The following is a 16,690-nucleotide window of genomic DNA, read 5'->3' as shown; positions in this document are numbered from 1 at the left end:
CAGCAGCATTCTGTCATATACAACCCCACAACACTCCTTACCGATGATGATATCCACAACATTTTCATTCATGTAATACTATATTTTCTAACACCCCAAAACAGATCATTCATGTCAAACCGATTATTACCGGCAGGTATACTGCTGGCCTCACTGTTCCTTTACGCATGTAAAAGCAATCAAAAGAAAACACCTGCAAAGAATATTGCCGCTGCCGCCGCAGTCATACCGGAGTTTGAACGTACCCCTCCCATCGCCGGCAGTATTCAGGTAAGATCCCTGAAAGAGCCCATAAATGGCAATAATGTACTGCTTACGGCGACTTTCCCACGGGGAGTGGTAAGGGATAATACCCTGTCCTTTCTGGTGGGTGATGAGACCTTAAGCCTCCGGGATGATGGTGCAGATGGAGACGAAAAAGCAGCAGACGGCGTTTTCTCTATTGCGGTTAATGAAGACCTCAATCGCTTCAAAGAAGATCTGATAGCTATCCAGAACGCAAATCTTGAAAAACTGAACAAAAGGGAACATCTCTTCAGATGGTCCGGCAGATCCGCTACCGTGATCGATAATATCGTCCGGGAAAGTCCGGTGAAAAGTCTGGATTTTGACAGGGGAGCCACACTCGACCCTGATCTGTTCAAACTCATTCCCGATCCTGCACTGAGAGAACGCTCCCTGATGATCACAGATCTGGGCGTTATAGAAGACCCCTCCCGGACATTCAATCCCTGTACTAAAAAGGGCAATCCCAAAGGCGTGTGGACATTCGGCCATCTTATCACACAAATGGCCAATACACCGTCCTCCGGCATCAGTGTAACTGCATTTATACAGTCCTGGCTGGAAAAATGGCTGGCCACACAGAACATCAATGCCGATATAGTAAATGCCCGTACCAATATGTTCAATACGGTGATCCTTCCGTGGGTAGAAAAAAGTAATCCCGGCGCCACTGTGACGATCAGCAACTGGAAAACATTCAATATCGATCCAACCCTCGCGCCTTTCCGGCTGCTGGCGATTGTAAACCGTCTCGACCTGCGGGGTAACAGTGGTTATACGGTAAGCAATGCAGGAGAAGGCCGGTTTGTATTTGGTGTACTGAATACCAACTGTAATCCGCTTCGTTTTACAACTATTCTGGAATATGGCATTCCGAAGAGTAACTGTAAGGAATTGATCGGTTTTGCACAGCAATGGTACAACCTTAAGAACCTTGTACCCGGTTCGGCTGCCTATAATGACGCTTTACAGGCGATTACAGACCAGTTCACCACCGCCGGAACAAGTCCATCCAAACCAAACGGAAGCAGCTTAAATCAGCTTAGAACAAACGAACTGGCAATAGGTAGTCCATGGGAGCTGCGGGAGTTTGTTATCAGTAAGAAAGGCGTATTTGACGAAGTAACTGTCAAACAGGAACCGCAGTCGAGGTTCAACCGGATTGCAGGGGCCACGCCGGCCAATCAACTATTGCTGGCTACATACGCGAATGGTAATGAGCCTTCCATCCTCGACCAGACTTACGCGATTCAGGATATTGAAGTAGGAACTAATTTCCTGGGAGGTAAAGCACATACGCTGACACCCGGACATTTCTGGGATGCCGCGACTACCGCAGGTGCTTCCCGCATTACCAATGATACAGTAAGACATATTCTTTCTGTGAATACCTGTAGCGGTTGTCATGGAGGAGAAGCCAATACGGCCGTGGGTAATCTGATCAATGATCCTGCCGGCGTATCGCATGCGGCTTTTCTGCAGATAGCGCCACAGCCATTTGGTGTAAAACCTACGCTGGCCGCATTCCTGACCGGCGATCCGGCACAGGTAGATGGCTTGTTTCGCGTAACAGATCCCGCTGGCCGTCCTTCCGGTGCCCCGATCAAATGGACCTTCAATGACCTCGCCAGAAGAGCGGAAGACCTTGAACAACTGATAAAGACGGGTTGTGGTAAATCGAGGTTAGAAAGTATTATCAGGGTGTTGACATTTAAGCCGCTGAACTTTACACACTAATGTTTCATTTTGCATTGTTCACTTCCTGAAACTGCGGACTAAAAGCCTGATGAAACTGCTCTGCATCCATTCAGATTAATTTTGTAGCTGTCTCCTCTTTCATATATACTCTGACTATACTCATCTTACGCTAATGCTACGTTTATAACGTAGCATTAGCGTAAGATGAGTATAGTCAGAGTATAGTCAGACAATATACAGACTGACACATCATTGTTAGTCAAGCCTATACAAATCTTTTCGGCATATTTATCTGAAATAACGGTGGAAATACATCAGCTGGTACATGATAGAATTACTCCAATAGTCCCACGCATGTGCTCCCGGTCTTTCAATATAATCATGTGATATTCCCAGTTCGAGCAGACGCTGATGCAGCTGACGATTCACGTCTATAAAAAAGTCCTTTACACCACAATCGATGATCAGTGACAATGAATCATTCTTCAGATCAGAGAGCTGATTGACCACTACGTTTTTATCCCAGTTAGTGGTATTATCTTTAAAAGTTCCCAGCCTTTTTGCGATATCCCAGTTATTAGGGAAAGGACGAAAATCCACCCCACCACTCATACTACCTGCTGCACCAAAAGTCTCCTGATGACGGATAGCGAGGTATAATGCACCATGCCCTCCCATACTCAGTCCCGTGATGGCGCGGTGCTGACGGTCTGTTTTCGTACGATAATGCTGATCGATAAAAGAAGGGATCTCTTTACCCACATATGTTTCAAAACGGATAGCGCTATCCAGCGGACTATCCAGATACCAGCTACTGAAGCCGCCATCCGGGAAGACCATGATCATCTGATACGTGTCCGCAACGGCCGCAAGACCCGGAATCTTTTTGACATAATCGGCATAATTACCACTGTACCCATGAAGAATATATACTACCGGATAATGCTCCTGTTTGTCTTTATAACTATCCGGTGTGACCACCACACATTTCAGACTTTTTTGCATGGCCTTGCTATAGATCGCTATTGTATCTACCTGAGCCGCTTTTGCGCCCGTAAAGCCAAGCAATAACAACATAACGCCTAATACATACTTCATATCGTGAATTTTGCTTTAAAATAATGCGTTTAGGCGATGACTGCAAATTCCCGTGGTGTAAATACAGGGAAAACTCTCTTTTGGCGGATTAATTCCTTTTGATTAGTTTTGATATCGAAATGATATCAAAACTATACTATTATGGAAAAGATCGTTAAACCCGTCTCCGGCTATCTGGCCATCTTTCTTAGCATTATCGGCTTCATTGCAGCTGCCTGCCTGTTTTATTTGGGAACGCAGACAGATATGGGCATTCTGGCATTGCTGGGAATCGTGCTTTTTATCGCGTTTGTCCTCACTATAAAAGGTATTATTATAGTGAACCCCAACCACTCACGCGTGCTGACATTCTTTGGTAAGTACATCGGCACCGTAAAAGAAAACGGATTAATGTGGGTCAATCCCTTCTATAAAACAGCACACCTTTCCCTGAGAGCGCACAACCACAATGGTCAGCAGCTGAAAGTGAATGACAAGCTGGGTAACCCTATCGAAATTGCCGCTGTAACCGTATGGCGGGTAACTGATACCTATAAGGCCTCCTTTGAGGTGGATAACTATCTGCAATATGTGAATGTACAGAGTGAAGCAGCCGTACGTCACCTCGCGGTGAGCTATTCTTATGACAGAATGGAAGACACGGACGTTGATGCAGACATCACCCTGCGTGATGGTGGTGATAAGGTGAACGAGATGCTGGAAAAAGAACTGAACGAGCGACTGAGTCCTGCTGGTATTACGGTACTGGAAGCACGTATCAGTCACCTCGCTTATGCACCTGAAATTGCTGGTGCAATGCTGCAACGTCAGCAGGCAACAGCTATCGTGGCTGCACGTACCAAGATCGTAGAAGGTGCTGTAGGCATGGTAGAACTGGCACTGGACAGATTATCACAAAAGGAAATCGTAGTTTTGGATGAGGAGCGTAAAGCGGCTATGGTGTCAAATCTGCTGGTAGTACTTTGCGGCGAATCAAAAGTAGCACCTGTTGTGAATACAGGTACCCTCCATCAATAACCAGGTAAATAAGGGGTATGGCGGATAAGAAAACATTTGTATTAAGGATTGATACCCAAACATATGAAGCAATTGAGAAATGGGCTGCAGATGAGTTCAGAAGTATCAATGGTCAGCTGGAGTGGATCATACACCGTGCACTGAAAGACGCAGGACGTACGGTTAAAAAAGGACCGGAAAAACCGGAAAAACCTAAAAAGAATGATCCGGCATAAGCTACCGCAACATCATTAAAACAGGAAGGCCTGATCTGTAACAGATCAGGCCTTCTTTATATACAGTGAGGTAAATCCTTCATTTACTATTTCCTCGCTTTCTGCATTGGGTTGCCACCTGTGGATGCACCACGTATGCCCTGTGACTGGCGGAAGATTTCAAAACGGGATGGAGCTGCTGCACGTGGCCAGCTATTGTTAGCCTCGTCAATATCAGCCGTCTCACGTAATGGATCCAGTTTCACACTTACAACTTCTTTATCTTTTGCGAAAACCTTTGTTACATTGTTTTCGTTTTTACGCCAGATGTAAGCAGAGATACGATCTGTTTCCTTTGTACCATCTGCAAATGTCCACTCGATGATCAGCGGCATTACCAATCCGCCTACGTTAGAGAAAGACAATTCGTAGAAATTCTTTTTGCTTTCGTACAAACGTTTTTCTTCAGGTGTCAGTCCGGCAGTAAATGCATCGTAAGCTGATTTATCTTCAGGCGTTACTTCGAAACGGTTCCATTTTACATAGAAGTCCTGCAGACTTGTATCTTTATCCACTTCGAAAGTCATACCTGCTGCTTTGTTACGTGCACGGGAGATATGATCTGCAGCACGGTCATATTTCGCCTTTGCTTCCGCTTTGCTGATCTGTGGATCTTTGGTATCAAGACGGAACCATTTCACGCTATCAAGAGAGATATCAACTGGTTCGGTACCAAAGAACCAACCACGCCAGAACCAATCCAGATCCACAGCAGATGCATCTTCCATTGTACGGAAGAAATCAGCTGGTGTAGGATGTTTGAATGCCCATCTGCGTGCATATTCACGGAAAGCGAAATCAAACAGATCTCTTCCCATTACTGTCTCGCGCAGGATATTCAATGCTGTAGCTGGTTTAGCATATGCATTCGGACCGAACTGGGAGATATCTTCGGAGTTTGTCATGATAGGCTCCAGCTGGTCTTTCGGCATCTTCATGTAGTCAGTGATCTTGTAAGCAGGACCACGGTTGGAAGGGAAGTTGTTATCCCACTCCTGTTCTGTCAGGAACTGGCAGAAAGTGTTCAGACCTTCATCCATCCATGTCCACTGACGTTCGTCAGAGTTAACGATCATCGGGAAGAAGTTGTGACCCACTTCGTGGATGATCACCCCGATCATACCGTTTTTGGTAGCTTCAGAGTAAGTACCGTCTTTTTCTGCACGACCGTAGTTGAAACAGATCATCGGATACTCCATACCATTGGCAGCTTCTACGGAGATCGCTACCGGATAAGGATATGGAATAGTATGTTTGGAATAAGTCTTTACTGTGTGTGCGACTACTTTCGTAGAATAGCGGTTATACAATGGATATGCCTCAGGACCGTAGTAAGACATCGCCATCACTTTCTTGCCTTCTACGTTGGTGGCCATTGCATCCCATACGAGGCGGCGGGAAGAAACCAGAGCGAAGTCACGTACGTTGTCTGCTTCATATACCCAGGTTTTACGACCTGTAGAATGACCTGCCAGCGCTTTATTCGCCTCATCCAGCGTTACTACCTCAACAGGCTGTTTCGCTGTCTGTGCCTGCTGCCAACGCTGATATTGCGCACCAGTCAGTACTTCTTTATAGTTCTGACACTCACCGGTAGCACCTACTACGTGGTCAGCCGGTACGTTCATGCTTACATGGAAGTTACCAAAGGTCAGTGCAAATTCTCCGCGGCCGGTGAACTGTTTGTTCTGCCATCCCTGAAAGTCAGAATATACTGCCAGACGAGGATACCACTGCGTGATCGTGTATAGGTAGTTTTTATCTTCCGGGAAGTATTCATAACCACCACGGCCACCCTGTACCATACGGTCAGAGATGTTGTACCACCACTCTACCTTGAAACGGAGTTTCTGGCCCGGTTGCAGGGTCTGTGGCAGATCGATACGCATCATGGTCTGATTGATGGTATAAGGCAGTGCCTTACCACTTTCGTCTGTTACCTTTACGATATTCACACCGAAAGCTTTGCTACCCGGATTACCGAGTAAACCATTTACCGTACGCATGCTCATTCTCTCTGACATGGTGCTCCCATCAAAGCTGTTGTTATCGCTTTTCAGGTCATGTTCGTTCTCATCCAGCTGTAACCAGATGTAGGTCAGCGGATCAGGAGAATTGTTAAAGTAGGTAACAGTTTCCGCTCCGGTGAGCTTCTGTTGCTCATCATCGAGGGTTGCGGTAATGTCGTAGTCAGCCCGTTGCTGCCAGTATTTTGGTCCGGGAGCGCCGGAAGCAGAACGGTACATGTTTGGATCTGCGATCATCGTACCCAGCTGTTCAAAGCGGTTACCATGATTAGAGCCAGGATTCTGCGCCTGCGCCACGGCTGTCATAAAGCCAAGGGCAAGCGCCAGTCTGAAGGATTTTTTTCTCATAAACAAATCTATATTTCAAAGGTCGCAGCTGGTTGAATACTGCTTACTTAACCAATAATTCTTTAAACCGCTCAACGGCCATCATAAAAGCAATCCCAAAAATAGCAGAAGAGAGAAACATATTCCAGTCTCTTCGCTTTACCCGGGTAATGTTGACAATAATGCCTGCCAGTAATAATACACCTGTAACGATCAGTATCTGACCAAACTCCAATCCCAGATTAAAAGCCAGTAGGGGTTTAACAATGTTTGTCTGGGATCCCAGTAAACTCTTCAGATATCCTGAGAAACCCATTCCATGGATTAAACCGAAAAAGCCTGCAAAAAAGTAGTTGACCTGCAGCTTCACCGGTACAGTCTGCTTCCTGATGATATTGGAAAATGCGGTAATAAATATAGTGACAGGTATCAGGAATTCTATCAGTTTACTACTGATATGTACCACATTCGTCACGCTCAATGCAAGAGTAATAGAGTGCCCTATTGTAAAAGCAGTCACCAGCACCAGCACTTTTCTCCAGTCTTCAAGCAGGTAAATAGCACACAGAGCAGCGATAAACAGAATATGATCTATCCCCTCCCAGTCTACAATATGCTGCCACCCCATCTGAAAGTACATCACAAACTCATTCATTACCCTATATTTGTTGCTAGTTTTAGTAATTATACAAAGCTCATCTTAATATTTAAAATTTTTTAGGCAAGTGGGGGTATTATTATATAAATGGTTGGTTTCGGCCTGGATGGTATTCCATCCATTTTACGTAAGTGTTACAGAAATTACGCATAACAAATCCGGTAATGAACTGGAAATCAGTTGCCGCATCTTTGCGGATGACCTTGAAAATACCCTCAGAAAACAGTCTAAAACCCCATTGGATATCATTCACCCGGCCAATAAAGCGGCCACTGACAGCCTGATAGCCGGTTATCTGCGCAAACACCTGTTTATACAGATTGAAGGAAAACCTGTCCGCCTGCAATACCTTGGCTACAAAATCGAGGAAGAGGCCGCGTGGTGCTTTCTCGCTGCCGAAAATATCCCTGCCTTTAAAACCGCGCATGTCAGGAATAACGTCCTGTATGATGAGCATCCTAATCAGATCAATATGATCCATGTTATTCTGAACGGAATCAGGAAAAGTACCAAACTGGACAACCCGAAGGCCGACGCCGACTTCTCCTTCTGATTATCGTCTGTCGATGAACTTGATAGGCTTCCTGCTGCCTTCAGGGAACTGCATTTTCATGACGTCTGCCTGTGAACAGTAACGCACCTGTGGTATCACCCGCAGTTTTGCCTGCAGATAGGAACGGATCTTCCTGTCTATGTCTTCTGTTTCCGCTACCGGCCAAAGATGCAACAGGATCTCATCTGTACCTATCTCATTAGAAAACACCTCCACTACAAATTCCTTTACCTCCTCCATATCATTCAGTAGATCAAACAAAGCAGGTGGATATAAAGTGGTTCCCTTGTATTTGATCATTTGTTTACGGCGACCGATCACCGGAGATAAACGCATGGTTTGTCTGCCGCAGGAACAAGGCTCCTCAAAATAACGACAGATATCGCCTGTCTTATAACGCAACAGAGGCATACCTTCCACGCCCAGCGTGGTAATGGTTACTTCTCCATCCTGACCGGGTCCCACCGGCTGATTATTATCATCCAGCAATTCTACATACAACAGTTCCGGGTGATGGTGTCCGCCCTGACCTGCCTTACATTCTGTAAAGGCTGTCTGCATCTCAGTAGATGCATAAGTCGAATACAGCTTAATATCCCATTGTTCTGTGATCTTCTTGCCCAGCACATTCAACGAGAAATCCACATTACGGATATTCTCTCCAATACATATCGCGCTTTTCACAGAAGAAGCGTTTATATCGATGTTGTGTTCCTTCGCAAAAGCAATCAGCTTTACAATGAAAGACGGTACCGCCACAATAGTGGTCGGCTGTATTCTGCTGATATTTTCCCATTGCAAAGAAGGTACACCCGGACCTACGCGCAGTACACCGGCACCCAGTTTACGGATACCATTGTAATATGCCATACCTGCCATAAACTGACGATCCAGTGTCAGCATCAGCTGATAGATATCGTTCTCTGTACCACCTGCGCAGCAGAATGAAATATATTCATTGTAGCTCAGCCGCTCCTGATCCTTCTGTGTCAACGCAATGATCACAGGGTTCCCTAAAGTGCCTGAGGTGGTTGTATATTCAGCGATCCTGCTTTTATCCACACAAAGGAATTCCCAGTTCTGCTGTTGCAGATGTTCTTTTGTAACGGGTGGTATCAGCCAGAGATCATTCAGTGATTTAACGGTGGAAGGTTGTATACCATGCTGCGCAAACCATTCTCTGTAAAAAGGAGAAAACTGACGCAGATAGCCCAGCAGGCGCAGTACTTCTGTTTCCTGATATTTCCTGATGGCTGCTGTAGATTGCAGTTCAATGTCGGGTATGTACATGGTTGTCGGTTTTCAGACCTCTATCAGCACCATAGCGACAGCGGTCGCTTTTATATGTGATAGAGAGACATGTATCTGTTTAATCTGTAATTCACTATAACTGGCAACTGCCGTACCGGTCAGTTGTAGTAAAGGTTTTCCTGTCTCGTTATTGACAATCTCTATTTCGTTGAAGTTGATCTTTCCATGCCCCCAGCCTGTGCCCATTGCTTTCAGAAAGGCTTCTTTGGCGGCAAAGCGGGCGGCATAATGTTGTGCAGGATGCACCTGCTGCTCACAGTATGCTATTTCATTTGCAGTAAATACCAGATCACGGAATCCTTTCCCTTTCTCTATCTTCACCGCAATGCGGTCTACTTCTACAATGTCAGTACCGATTCCGTAAATCATGATTATTTGCTTTTAGCGCATTTTTCAAGCTGTTTGCGGATATGATCTTCCTCTCCTTTCGTCGCTATTACTTTTGTCAGCGCTGCTTTATAATAAGTCGTTGCAGCAGCGTAGTCTTTCCTTTTAAACGAATAATCGCCCGCCAGCACGTAAGCATGATAGTATTCCGGATTAAGGCTGATCAGCTGTTTTACATCTGCCTCCTTACCATCCATGATATCGGTTTTTATCTTGCGGAAGGCTACAAATGCCTGATAGTCCTGTGTTTGCAGGAAAGGATCTGCGGCGATCGTTTGTGCACTGTCATATACTTCATGATCATACTGCAGGCCTTTCATACTGAAGATCGAATCCAGATTGTACGCAACAAATTTACCCAGCTGCCATGGTGCTGTAGACACCCATACCATTTTCTTCTTTGGTTCGAATACTACGGAGTGATGGGCTATAAACTGATTGATCGCTCTTTCATTTCCCATACCGATATTTCGTCCACCCATGCCTGCACGATCACGAAGGATATCAACGGTTTTCTGTACGGTGTTAGGACCTTTCGCTTTCAACAATTGTGATAAACGATTGAAACGATAACCTGAAGCTGTTTCCTCCCGTTGTTTGATATTCTTCTCTTCTTTCGCCAGACCAGTACCCTGAAAGTGATTGGTACAGGTGATAAACTGGTCTTTCGGATCATACATATCCATCTTTTCAGGCGTCTTTTCTATGATTGCTGCCCTATTATCTTCAGCAGAACCAACCAGAAAAGACTCGGATACGAACATCTTATGTTTATTGGCAATAGTCCATGCTTCATCGATGGTCTTTGCATACTGCAAGATCTCTCTTGCTACCAGAGATACCGGCGTAGCTGAACCAGTAGGGATATCACTTTTATCCGCGTTGATGGTCACCGTCAGTCCTTTTTCGTTCATACCGGAAGCGACGCCGGTGAAGCCTCCCCAGGTCACCATCATAAAGCGATAACCTTTCTCCGGATGGTAGAATGCAACGATTTTATCTTCTGCGAATTTGTCTCCTACATAAAAATCGAAGTTACGCCCTATGATCAGGTTGCTATCCGCAGAAGCCCCATCCCAGGTACCGAAAGAGGTACAAGCCACCAGTGCCATATTCTGCAAAGCATGCCCGATGTCATGCGCCGCATGGTAATTGAGCAGACGCTCATAATTGGTACCGATGAAATCGTATTTATCAGAAGCGGAAAAAGAGATCCCGTAGATCTCTTCTTTATTTTCTTCAGCAATATTATCAGCGAGATTTCTGTTGAAGAAACCAACGAAATAGCGCAGGAATTTCAGGTAAGACTGTGACGGGATCATCTTTTTGATCTGGTCGGTAAAATGATCCTCCTGACGTTTTACCAGTTCTGTCGTCAATTTACCCTCCACAACACCTCTTTCAAAAGGTTTGCCTTCTACATATAGTTCGTAAAGTCCACTCTCACTTTTACGGAACCAGCTATTACCGAGTGTATAGCTACTGCTATCCAACGCTTTACGCTGCCATTCCAGAGATGATTTATCTGCAATTTCCGGCGGATCAATATGCGATACACTCATCACATAGACCACCAGTATGATAATCAGCAGTATGATCGTGCCGGTAATGTATAACAGTGCCCTTCCCAGTTTACGCCATCCACTCCGTTTTTTTCCCCTTTTCAATGCCATCTCTCAGTTTATATTTATGCTGCGTTAATATCGTTTATCAGCTTTTCCATGCCCAGCAGTACCGAACTTGTCACTACTGCCGTCATTGTTACGCCCAAAATTCCATGCAAGTTCAGGTTTTGCCCGGTAAGATACAAATTAGGTAGACGAGTGGCAGCGGAAATGACCGTTTTTAAAGGATCATTGGCGTCTTTGGCCACCCCATACATACTTCCTTCCGGCATCGCAAGGTAATCCCTGTAGGTCAGCGGTGTAGAAGCATAATAAGCATGTATGCAGTCCCGTAAACCCGGGTACTGCTTTTCTACAAGGTCAAGCAATTTTTCAGACTTCTCCCTTTTAAATGCCTGATAGTCAGCATTTCTTTCATCCGGGCAGGAGTCTGTATTAAACGTATCGTGCCATGCCTCCACATCTGCATACCGCATGTAGGTCATGATAGACAGATTATCGGCGTATTCCTCTTTGCCCGTACCCGCCGCTACAAATAATGCATAGGTATTGGGCCAGTTGTCAGCCGTATAATTTACCCCATCCCATGCATTGTCTGACGCATGATGGTAGTAATTAAAGTTATGATATCTGAATGTGCCGGGTTTCAGTACAACGTTCAGCATAAAAGTGCCCGGCGTGTTTTCCAGACTTTGTATTCTGCTGCGGTATGCATTACGCAGACTTACGCTTTCCGTCATCTGCATGGTGATAGACGGATGTAGTCCGGAGATATAATGCCGTGCGCTCACCTCTTCCCCACTGTCGAGTACAATGTGGTCTACCTTCCCATCAAACTCCACGATACGTTTCACTTCTGTATTCCGGATGATAACGCCTCCATTCTCCCTGATAATTTTATTCAGGGCACGGGAAATCTGCGAACCACCGTCTATACACTTCCACGAACTTTCAATATAACTATGTTGTACCAGCGCATGCACATAAAACGGCGTTTTCCCCTGTTCACCGGCATATAAGAGATTGTTACCTGCGAGTACCTGTCGCAGGCGCTCATTACCGGTAATACTGCAAAGGAAGTCATACGTATCGAGCTTCATGACACTCTCCTTCTCCCGGTAATCTCCCATCCGCAGGTTAAACAGCGGGAATTTACCACACACTTCCTTCATCTTTTCACAATAGGCATGCAATGCATCTTTTTCATCCGGAAAGTCTGTCAATAACTGCCGGGTGAAATTATCATAGCCTTGCGCCAGCTTATATACTTTCTGCTCATTTCCGAAATGAATATGGTCGAAACCGTCCATCTCCATCCGTTTCAATTTCATGGTATCCATTATTCCCAGATAACGGAATACCTGATTCAGGGTCTGTCCATCTTCTAAACCTCCTATGTAATGTACTCCTGAATCTATAATAGCTTTATCGCGTGAAAAGGTCTGCAGACAGCCGCCTATTTGCCGGTTCTTTTCATAAATACAGACACGGTAACCATTCTTGCTGAGAATGGCTCCGCAGACGAGGCTTCCCAGCCCACTTCCTATTATGACTACATCATACTGCATGTACGGGGGATAACTTTTTGATGATGAAAATTACGTTTGAGGTATACTTTGTGTTGTCTATTTGTTCCATTACGGCACCATTCGCAGTAACGATTTCCCTGATCCGGGAAGATGAGAAGAAAGACAAGGGTTTATCTTTAGTTTTATTAAAGCCGATCAACTTCGTGGAAAAGAGTTCCGTCAGTTTAGTTCCTTCATGTCTCTCTTTCAGATCCGCATCGCCATCACGTACAATGATAACGCCATCTTCATTCAACTGACTGATACAGGCTGAAAGTACTTTCTCCTGTTCTGCCGGCTGCAGATAATGCAGCACGTCAAGAATCACAAAAGCATCATACTTTTCGAAACTATAATTGGTGATATCAGCATGCTCAAAACTAACATGTTCATTCCGCAGGTAACAATGTTGCGCGGTCGTAATTTTCTCTTCGTCGTAATCCAGTCCTTTTATTTCTCTTTCTGCTGACAACCAGTGCAGCATATAACTCATAAATCCATAACCGCAGCCGATGTCCAGTATACGCCCTTTCCTCGGCAGTAACTGATCAAACAAGGCATAGTTACCTTCCAGTTTTGTTTTGATACGCATGTACCATTCCAGTACCGGACCTTTATAAATATAGCTATAGATTAACTGTTCGCGGAAATAGACAGGTATTTCAGTAGCACGACGCAGTTGTTCGTATTCTGCTTTGAAATAACGGCTGATCTGTTTGGTCCTTGCGGCGTACCCTTCTCCCCAGCTGCTATCACCGGCTTTGATTCTCGGCAGGTATTTGATCGTGATAGTACCATCCTTAAGCAGGAAATCATTCTTACTCATGGTATAAGCTGTGCCATGCAATACGATTGGCAGAATATCCAATCCCATTTGCTCAGCAATATAAAAAGCGCCTTTGTGGAAACGTTTTACGCTGGCATCAGTAGAGCGCGTTCCTTCAGGATACACGACGATAGAATAGCCTTCTTCTACTTTTTTCTTCAGTTTTTCTATACTGCCTTCTGCACCTTCTGCCACCGGATAATAATCTCCCATACGCACTACAGCCCCAAATACCGGTGAATTCCATACCCATTCGCTTGTCAGCAGTATTACCTTCGGATGCAGCATGGTAGATATCAGTATATCCAGAAATGACTGATGATTACTGATAATCACAGCAGGTGTATCTAATTGCTCTCCAAGAGGATTGATGATCTTCTTTTTCACATTACCCATGATGTAGATCACCGAACGGGTGTAAGCAGACAAAATACGATGGTAGAGATATTTTGCTTTTTCCTTTTTCCTGAACGGGTTGAATTTCACCAATATCCATCCTATCACCGTTAATACCAGACAACCAATCGTAAAGTAAGTAAAAGAGAAAACGGACTTTACCCAGCCATGGAGCGTCCATGGAGCTTTGCCTTTACTTACACGATTCGTGATCAGCCAGTTGAACAACAAAGGTATCAGCACCTGTGATGTAAGCACCACGCAACTGATACCGATGATGGAAATCAGGGCAACCGACTTCAAAGACGGATGCTGTGCGAATATCATCACACCAATACCGAGTATCGTTGTCAGTGCTGATAAAAAGATGGAGGAACGGAAAGAAGCGAGGTTCTCTTTCTTCCCATATTTATATTCCTGCAGCAAACCATCCATGGTGAAGATGCTGTAATCATCCCCCAGACCAAAGATGAACGTGCTCAGAATGATATTAACAATATTGAATTTAATACCAAACAATCCCATGATACCTAATATCCACACCCAGCTGATGAGCATGGGAATAAAGGTGATCAATGCCAGTTCTATACGTCCATAAGATATCAGCAATGCTACAAATACCAGCAATGAAGTCATCCATGCAATGCTGTTAAATTCGTCACGGATGATTACTGCCAGTCGGTTTGCCACATACTGTTTGTCGAAGATGGTAGTATGCTCCAGTTCTCCGAAAGCTTTATACACTGCGTCTTTCTGTGCCGGATCTATTTTCAGCAATGTTACCAGTGAAACACTGCCTTTCTTTTCCGTAATAAAATCACCCAGATTACCTGCACGTAACGATTGCAGATCCGCTTCCGGGATCACTGTAAAATCCTGTTGTAACCATTGCTCAAAAGGCCCGAAAGCAGCCAGCTTGTAACCCACTGCCGGTCCGTGTTGTTGCAGGTAATTAATCAGCAGTTGCTTCTTTTCAGGTGTCCAGTAGCTATTCCAGCGTTGTATCCTCTGTTGTTGTTCCTGTTTTGAGAAGAGCAGCGTATTAACGCCTGCATATTTTTTGATCACGCCCTGTTGCTGTAACTGGTGTATCAGTCCCTGTAATTTCTCACTATTCTGTAGTGCATCTTCAAGGTTTCTGCCATCTGTCACCAGATAAACAGATTGTGCAGTATAGGCATTGATCTGATTGAATTTTGTTTCAGCTGCTTTCAGTTCGGGTCGCATGAAATTCATGCGCATCATATCACTTTCAAATCCCACCTTACCGGAGGTAAAGAAGAAAAACACTGTAAGTATCAGAATAACGATCACGAGGGCTTTATTCTTTTCAGGTCTGTAGGCAGCCAGCTTATCCAGCCAGGTATGTGCATGTGCATCGTGCTGTACAGACTGACGGCCCAATACAATCCAGTGGGGCAGGAATATCAGAGAAAAGAGTGCCGCGCCTATCAGACTGTATGCGGCAAATAAGCCGACATCCCGCAGCATAGGGGAATGTACAAACTGCAGACAAAGAAATCCGCCTACAGTCGTGAAACTACCGATAGTCATCGGCTCCGCCAGATCGCGGATCACTTCACGGATATCAGGAGAATGGCGATGATGATTGAAGATGTGCAGGGAATAATTTACAGCAATACCCAATACGGCAGCTCCTACCCCCAATGCAATACCGGAAATACTATGTTGTGTCAGGGCAATGATGGCTATGGAGAACAGGCCTCCAAATGCGACAGGTAGCATGATAACAACCGGTGCACGTTTTCTGCGGAAGAAGAAAGCAATCAGTACTACGAGCAAGGTGATAGTAATACCCAGTGTCAGGAAGGAATCCTGTTTGATCTGGGTGGCATTACCCGCGGACACTGCTGCAGCACCGAAATAGAATGCGGTTGTATTAGCTGAATATTGTTGCAGGGCATTTATTTCCTGTTGTAAGCCATTCAGCAGAACCATATTCTTCGCTGTTGCGCTGGGTGGATTGGCAGGTGTAATGAACAGCAATAAGTGTCGCTGGTCTTTGCTCATGACAAAGCCATCATACAATTCAAACTGCTCATCATATTGCAGATGTTGCAACTTTTTAATACCCAGCCATGACATGCCTACCGGGTCAGCTGCGATGACTTTTTTTACGACGAGTCCTGCGGGGGAAATAAGTGTATGGTAATTATTTTCCAGCGTCTGCTGCAGGCGCTCAGGCATTATGAGGGAATCAATCTGCCTGTAGTCTTTTTCTTCCAGAAATACAGGCAGGTGTTGCTGTATGACCTGCATCAGATCAAGCACAGTATTATCCTCTACTCTTGACTGAAAGTATTTGATCTGATCGGCATATTTTACACTTACTGTATCTGTAAGCGTCTGTGCAAATGCTGTCAGGCTATCCGGTTGCGGCGCCTGCGTGGTATCTTTCTGAGAGATGATGACCACGAGTTTATCTGCAAAACGGGAGTCGTTAAAGACCTGTTGCAGTTTATCAAGGGCTTTATCTTTGGGCAGGATACGGGTTATATCTTCTTCCAGCTCTATGCGGGAGGCAAAGAAACCAGCCAGCGCGAAACTGACGATAGTACAGATCCACAGCCAGGCCTTCTGCCGGTTAAAGAAATCATATATGCTTACGAATAACTTACCCATATTGTTTAATACCGGAT

General features: G+C 45.0%; 12 protein-coding genes. 4 read left to right on the top strand and 8 right to left on the bottom strand.

The window, feature by feature from the left end; genetic code table 11:
- Positions 1 to 111 precede the first annotated feature (111 nt).
- The gene (locus FEF09_RS08155; RefSeq protein ID WP_146304648.1) at positions 112 to 2,022 is read left to right on the top strand and encodes a choice-of-anchor X domain-containing protein; all 1,911 of its coding nucleotides are present in this window, start codon (positions 112 to 114) and stop codon (positions 2,020 to 2,022) included.
- 249 nt (positions 2,023 to 2,271) lie between these two features.
- On the opposite strand, the gene FEF09_RS08150 is transcribed toward FEF09_RS08155, so the two are convergent.
- Positions 2,272 to 3,081, bottom strand: coding sequence for an alpha/beta hydrolase (locus FEF09_RS08150; protein WP_146304647.1), 810 nt, complete (start codon positions 3,079 to 3,081; stop codon positions 2,272 to 2,274).
- A gap of 141 nt (positions 3,082 to 3,222) precedes the next feature.
- Here FEF09_RS08150 and FEF09_RS08145 point away from each other — a divergent pair, with 141 nt between their 5' ends.
- Positions 3,223 to 4,098 (top strand): SPFH domain-containing protein, encoded by an 876-nt coding sequence (locus tag FEF09_RS08145; RefSeq protein ID WP_146304646.1) that lies wholly within the window; start codon positions 3,223 to 3,225, stop codon positions 4,096 to 4,098.
- Positions 4,099 to 4,115: 17 nt separating this feature from the next.
- Complete coding sequence (locus FEF09_RS08140; RefSeq protein ID WP_146304645.1) at positions 4,116 to 4,313, top strand: hypothetical protein; 198 nt, start codon at positions 4,116 to 4,118, stop codon at positions 4,311 to 4,313.
- A gap of 86 nt (positions 4,314 to 4,399) precedes the next feature.
- On the opposite strand, the gene FEF09_RS08135 is transcribed toward FEF09_RS08140, so the two are convergent.
- Entirely contained in the window at positions 4,400 to 6,727 is a 2,328-nt protein-coding gene (locus FEF09_RS08135; RefSeq protein ID WP_146304644.1) for a M1 family metallopeptidase, read from the bottom strand.
- 43 nt (positions 6,728 to 6,770) lie between these two features.
- Positions 6,771 to 7,361: a HupE/UreJ family protein gene (locus tag FEF09_RS08130; protein WP_146304643.1), complete on the bottom strand. Its 591-nt coding sequence runs from the start codon at positions 7,359 to 7,361 to the stop codon at positions 6,771 to 6,773.
- A 70-nt stretch (positions 7,362 to 7,431) separates the two neighbouring features.
- Between FEF09_RS08130 and FEF09_RS08125 the strand changes: the two genes are divergently transcribed.
- A complete protein-coding gene (locus FEF09_RS08125; protein ID WP_146304642.1) occupies positions 7,432 to 7,917 on the top strand; it encodes a DUF6702 family protein in 486 nt (161 codons plus the stop codon).
- Here the strand turns inward: FEF09_RS08125 and FEF09_RS08120 are convergent, their stop codons facing one another.
- The 5 genes from FEF09_RS08120 to FEF09_RS08100 are packed head-to-tail and all read right to left on the bottom strand — an operon-like array spanning position 7,918 to position 16,673.
- A complete protein-coding gene (locus tag FEF09_RS08120) occupies positions 7,918 to 9,207 on the bottom strand; it encodes a phenylacetate--CoA ligase family protein (protein WP_146304641.1) in 1,290 nt (429 codons plus the stop codon).
- 12 nt (positions 9,208 to 9,219) lie between these two features.
- Positions 9,220 to 9,597 (bottom strand): holo-ACP synthase, encoded by a 378-nt coding sequence (locus FEF09_RS08115; RefSeq protein ID WP_012789548.1) that lies wholly within the window; start codon positions 9,595 to 9,597, stop codon positions 9,220 to 9,222.
- Between the two features lie 2 nt (positions 9,598 to 9,599).
- Complete coding sequence (locus tag FEF09_RS08110; RefSeq protein ID WP_146304640.1) at positions 9,600 to 11,288, bottom strand: C45 family autoproteolytic acyltransferase/hydolase; 1,689 nt, start codon at positions 11,286 to 11,288, stop codon at positions 9,600 to 9,602.
- Between the two features lie 14 nt (positions 11,289 to 11,302).
- Positions 11,303 to 12,808, bottom strand: a complete 1,506-nt coding sequence (locus FEF09_RS08105; RefSeq protein WP_146304639.1) for a phytoene desaturase family protein — start codon at positions 12,806 to 12,808, stop codon at positions 11,303 to 11,305.
- Positions 12,798 to 16,673 (bottom strand): trifunctional MMPL family transporter/lysophospholipid acyltransferase/class I SAM-dependent methyltransferase, encoded by a 3,876-nt coding sequence (locus FEF09_RS08100; RefSeq protein ID WP_146304638.1) that lies wholly within the window; start codon positions 16,671 to 16,673, stop codon positions 12,798 to 12,800. The genes FEF09_RS08105 and FEF09_RS08100 overlap by 11 nt, the downstream gene beginning before the upstream one ends.
- Positions 16,674 to 16,690 lie beyond the last annotated feature (17 nt).

Origin of the sequence: Chitinophaga pinensis (genome assembly GCF_007896845.1) — a bacterium.
Classification (GTDB): domain Bacteria; phylum Bacteroidota; class Bacteroidia; order Chitinophagales; family Chitinophagaceae; genus Chitinophaga; species Chitinophaga pinensis_C.
The sequence above is the reverse complement of the archived record's forward strand: the minus strand, read 5'-3'. Positions and strand labels throughout refer to the sequence as shown.

Excerpts from the sequence above, each read along its gene's own strand:
- FEF09_RS08155 (WP_146304648.1), top strand. The coding sequence starts at position 112 with ATGTCAAACCGATTATTACCGGCAGGTATACTGCTGGCCTCACTGTTC.
- FEF09_RS08150 (WP_146304647.1), bottom strand. The coding sequence starts at position 3,081 with ATGAAGTATGTATTAGGCGTTATGTTGTTATTGCTTGGCTTTACGGGC.
- FEF09_RS08145 (WP_146304646.1), top strand. The coding sequence starts at position 3,223 with ATGGAAAAGATCGTTAAACCCGTCTCCGGCTATCTGGCCATCTTTCTT.
- FEF09_RS08140 (WP_146304645.1), top strand. The coding sequence starts at position 4,116 with ATGGCGGATAAGAAAACATTTGTATTAAGGATTGATACCCAAACATAT.
- FEF09_RS08135 (WP_146304644.1), bottom strand. The coding sequence starts at position 6,727 with ATGAGAAAAAAATCCTTCAGACTGGCGCTTGCCCTTGGCTTTATGACA.
- FEF09_RS08130 (WP_146304643.1), bottom strand. The coding sequence starts at position 7,361 with ATGAATGAGTTTGTGATGTACTTTCAGATGGGGTGGCAGCATATTGTA.
- FEF09_RS08120 (WP_146304641.1), bottom strand. The coding sequence starts at position 9,207 with ATGTACATACCCGACATTGAACTGCAATCTACAGCAGCCATCAGGAAA.
- FEF09_RS08115 (WP_012789548.1), bottom strand. The coding sequence starts at position 9,597 with ATGATTTACGGAATCGGTACTGACATTGTAGAAGTAGACCGCATTGCG.
- FEF09_RS08110 (WP_146304640.1), bottom strand. The coding sequence starts at position 11,288 with ATGGCATTGAAAAGGGGAAAAAAACGGAGTGGATGGCGTAAACTGGGA.
- FEF09_RS08105 (WP_146304639.1), bottom strand. The coding sequence starts at position 12,808 with ATGCAGTATGATGTAGTCATAATAGGAAGTGGGCTGGGAAGCCTCGTC.
- FEF09_RS08100 (WP_146304638.1), bottom strand. The coding sequence starts at position 16,673 with ATGGGTAAGTTATTCGTAAGCATATATGATTTCTTTAACCGGCAGAAG.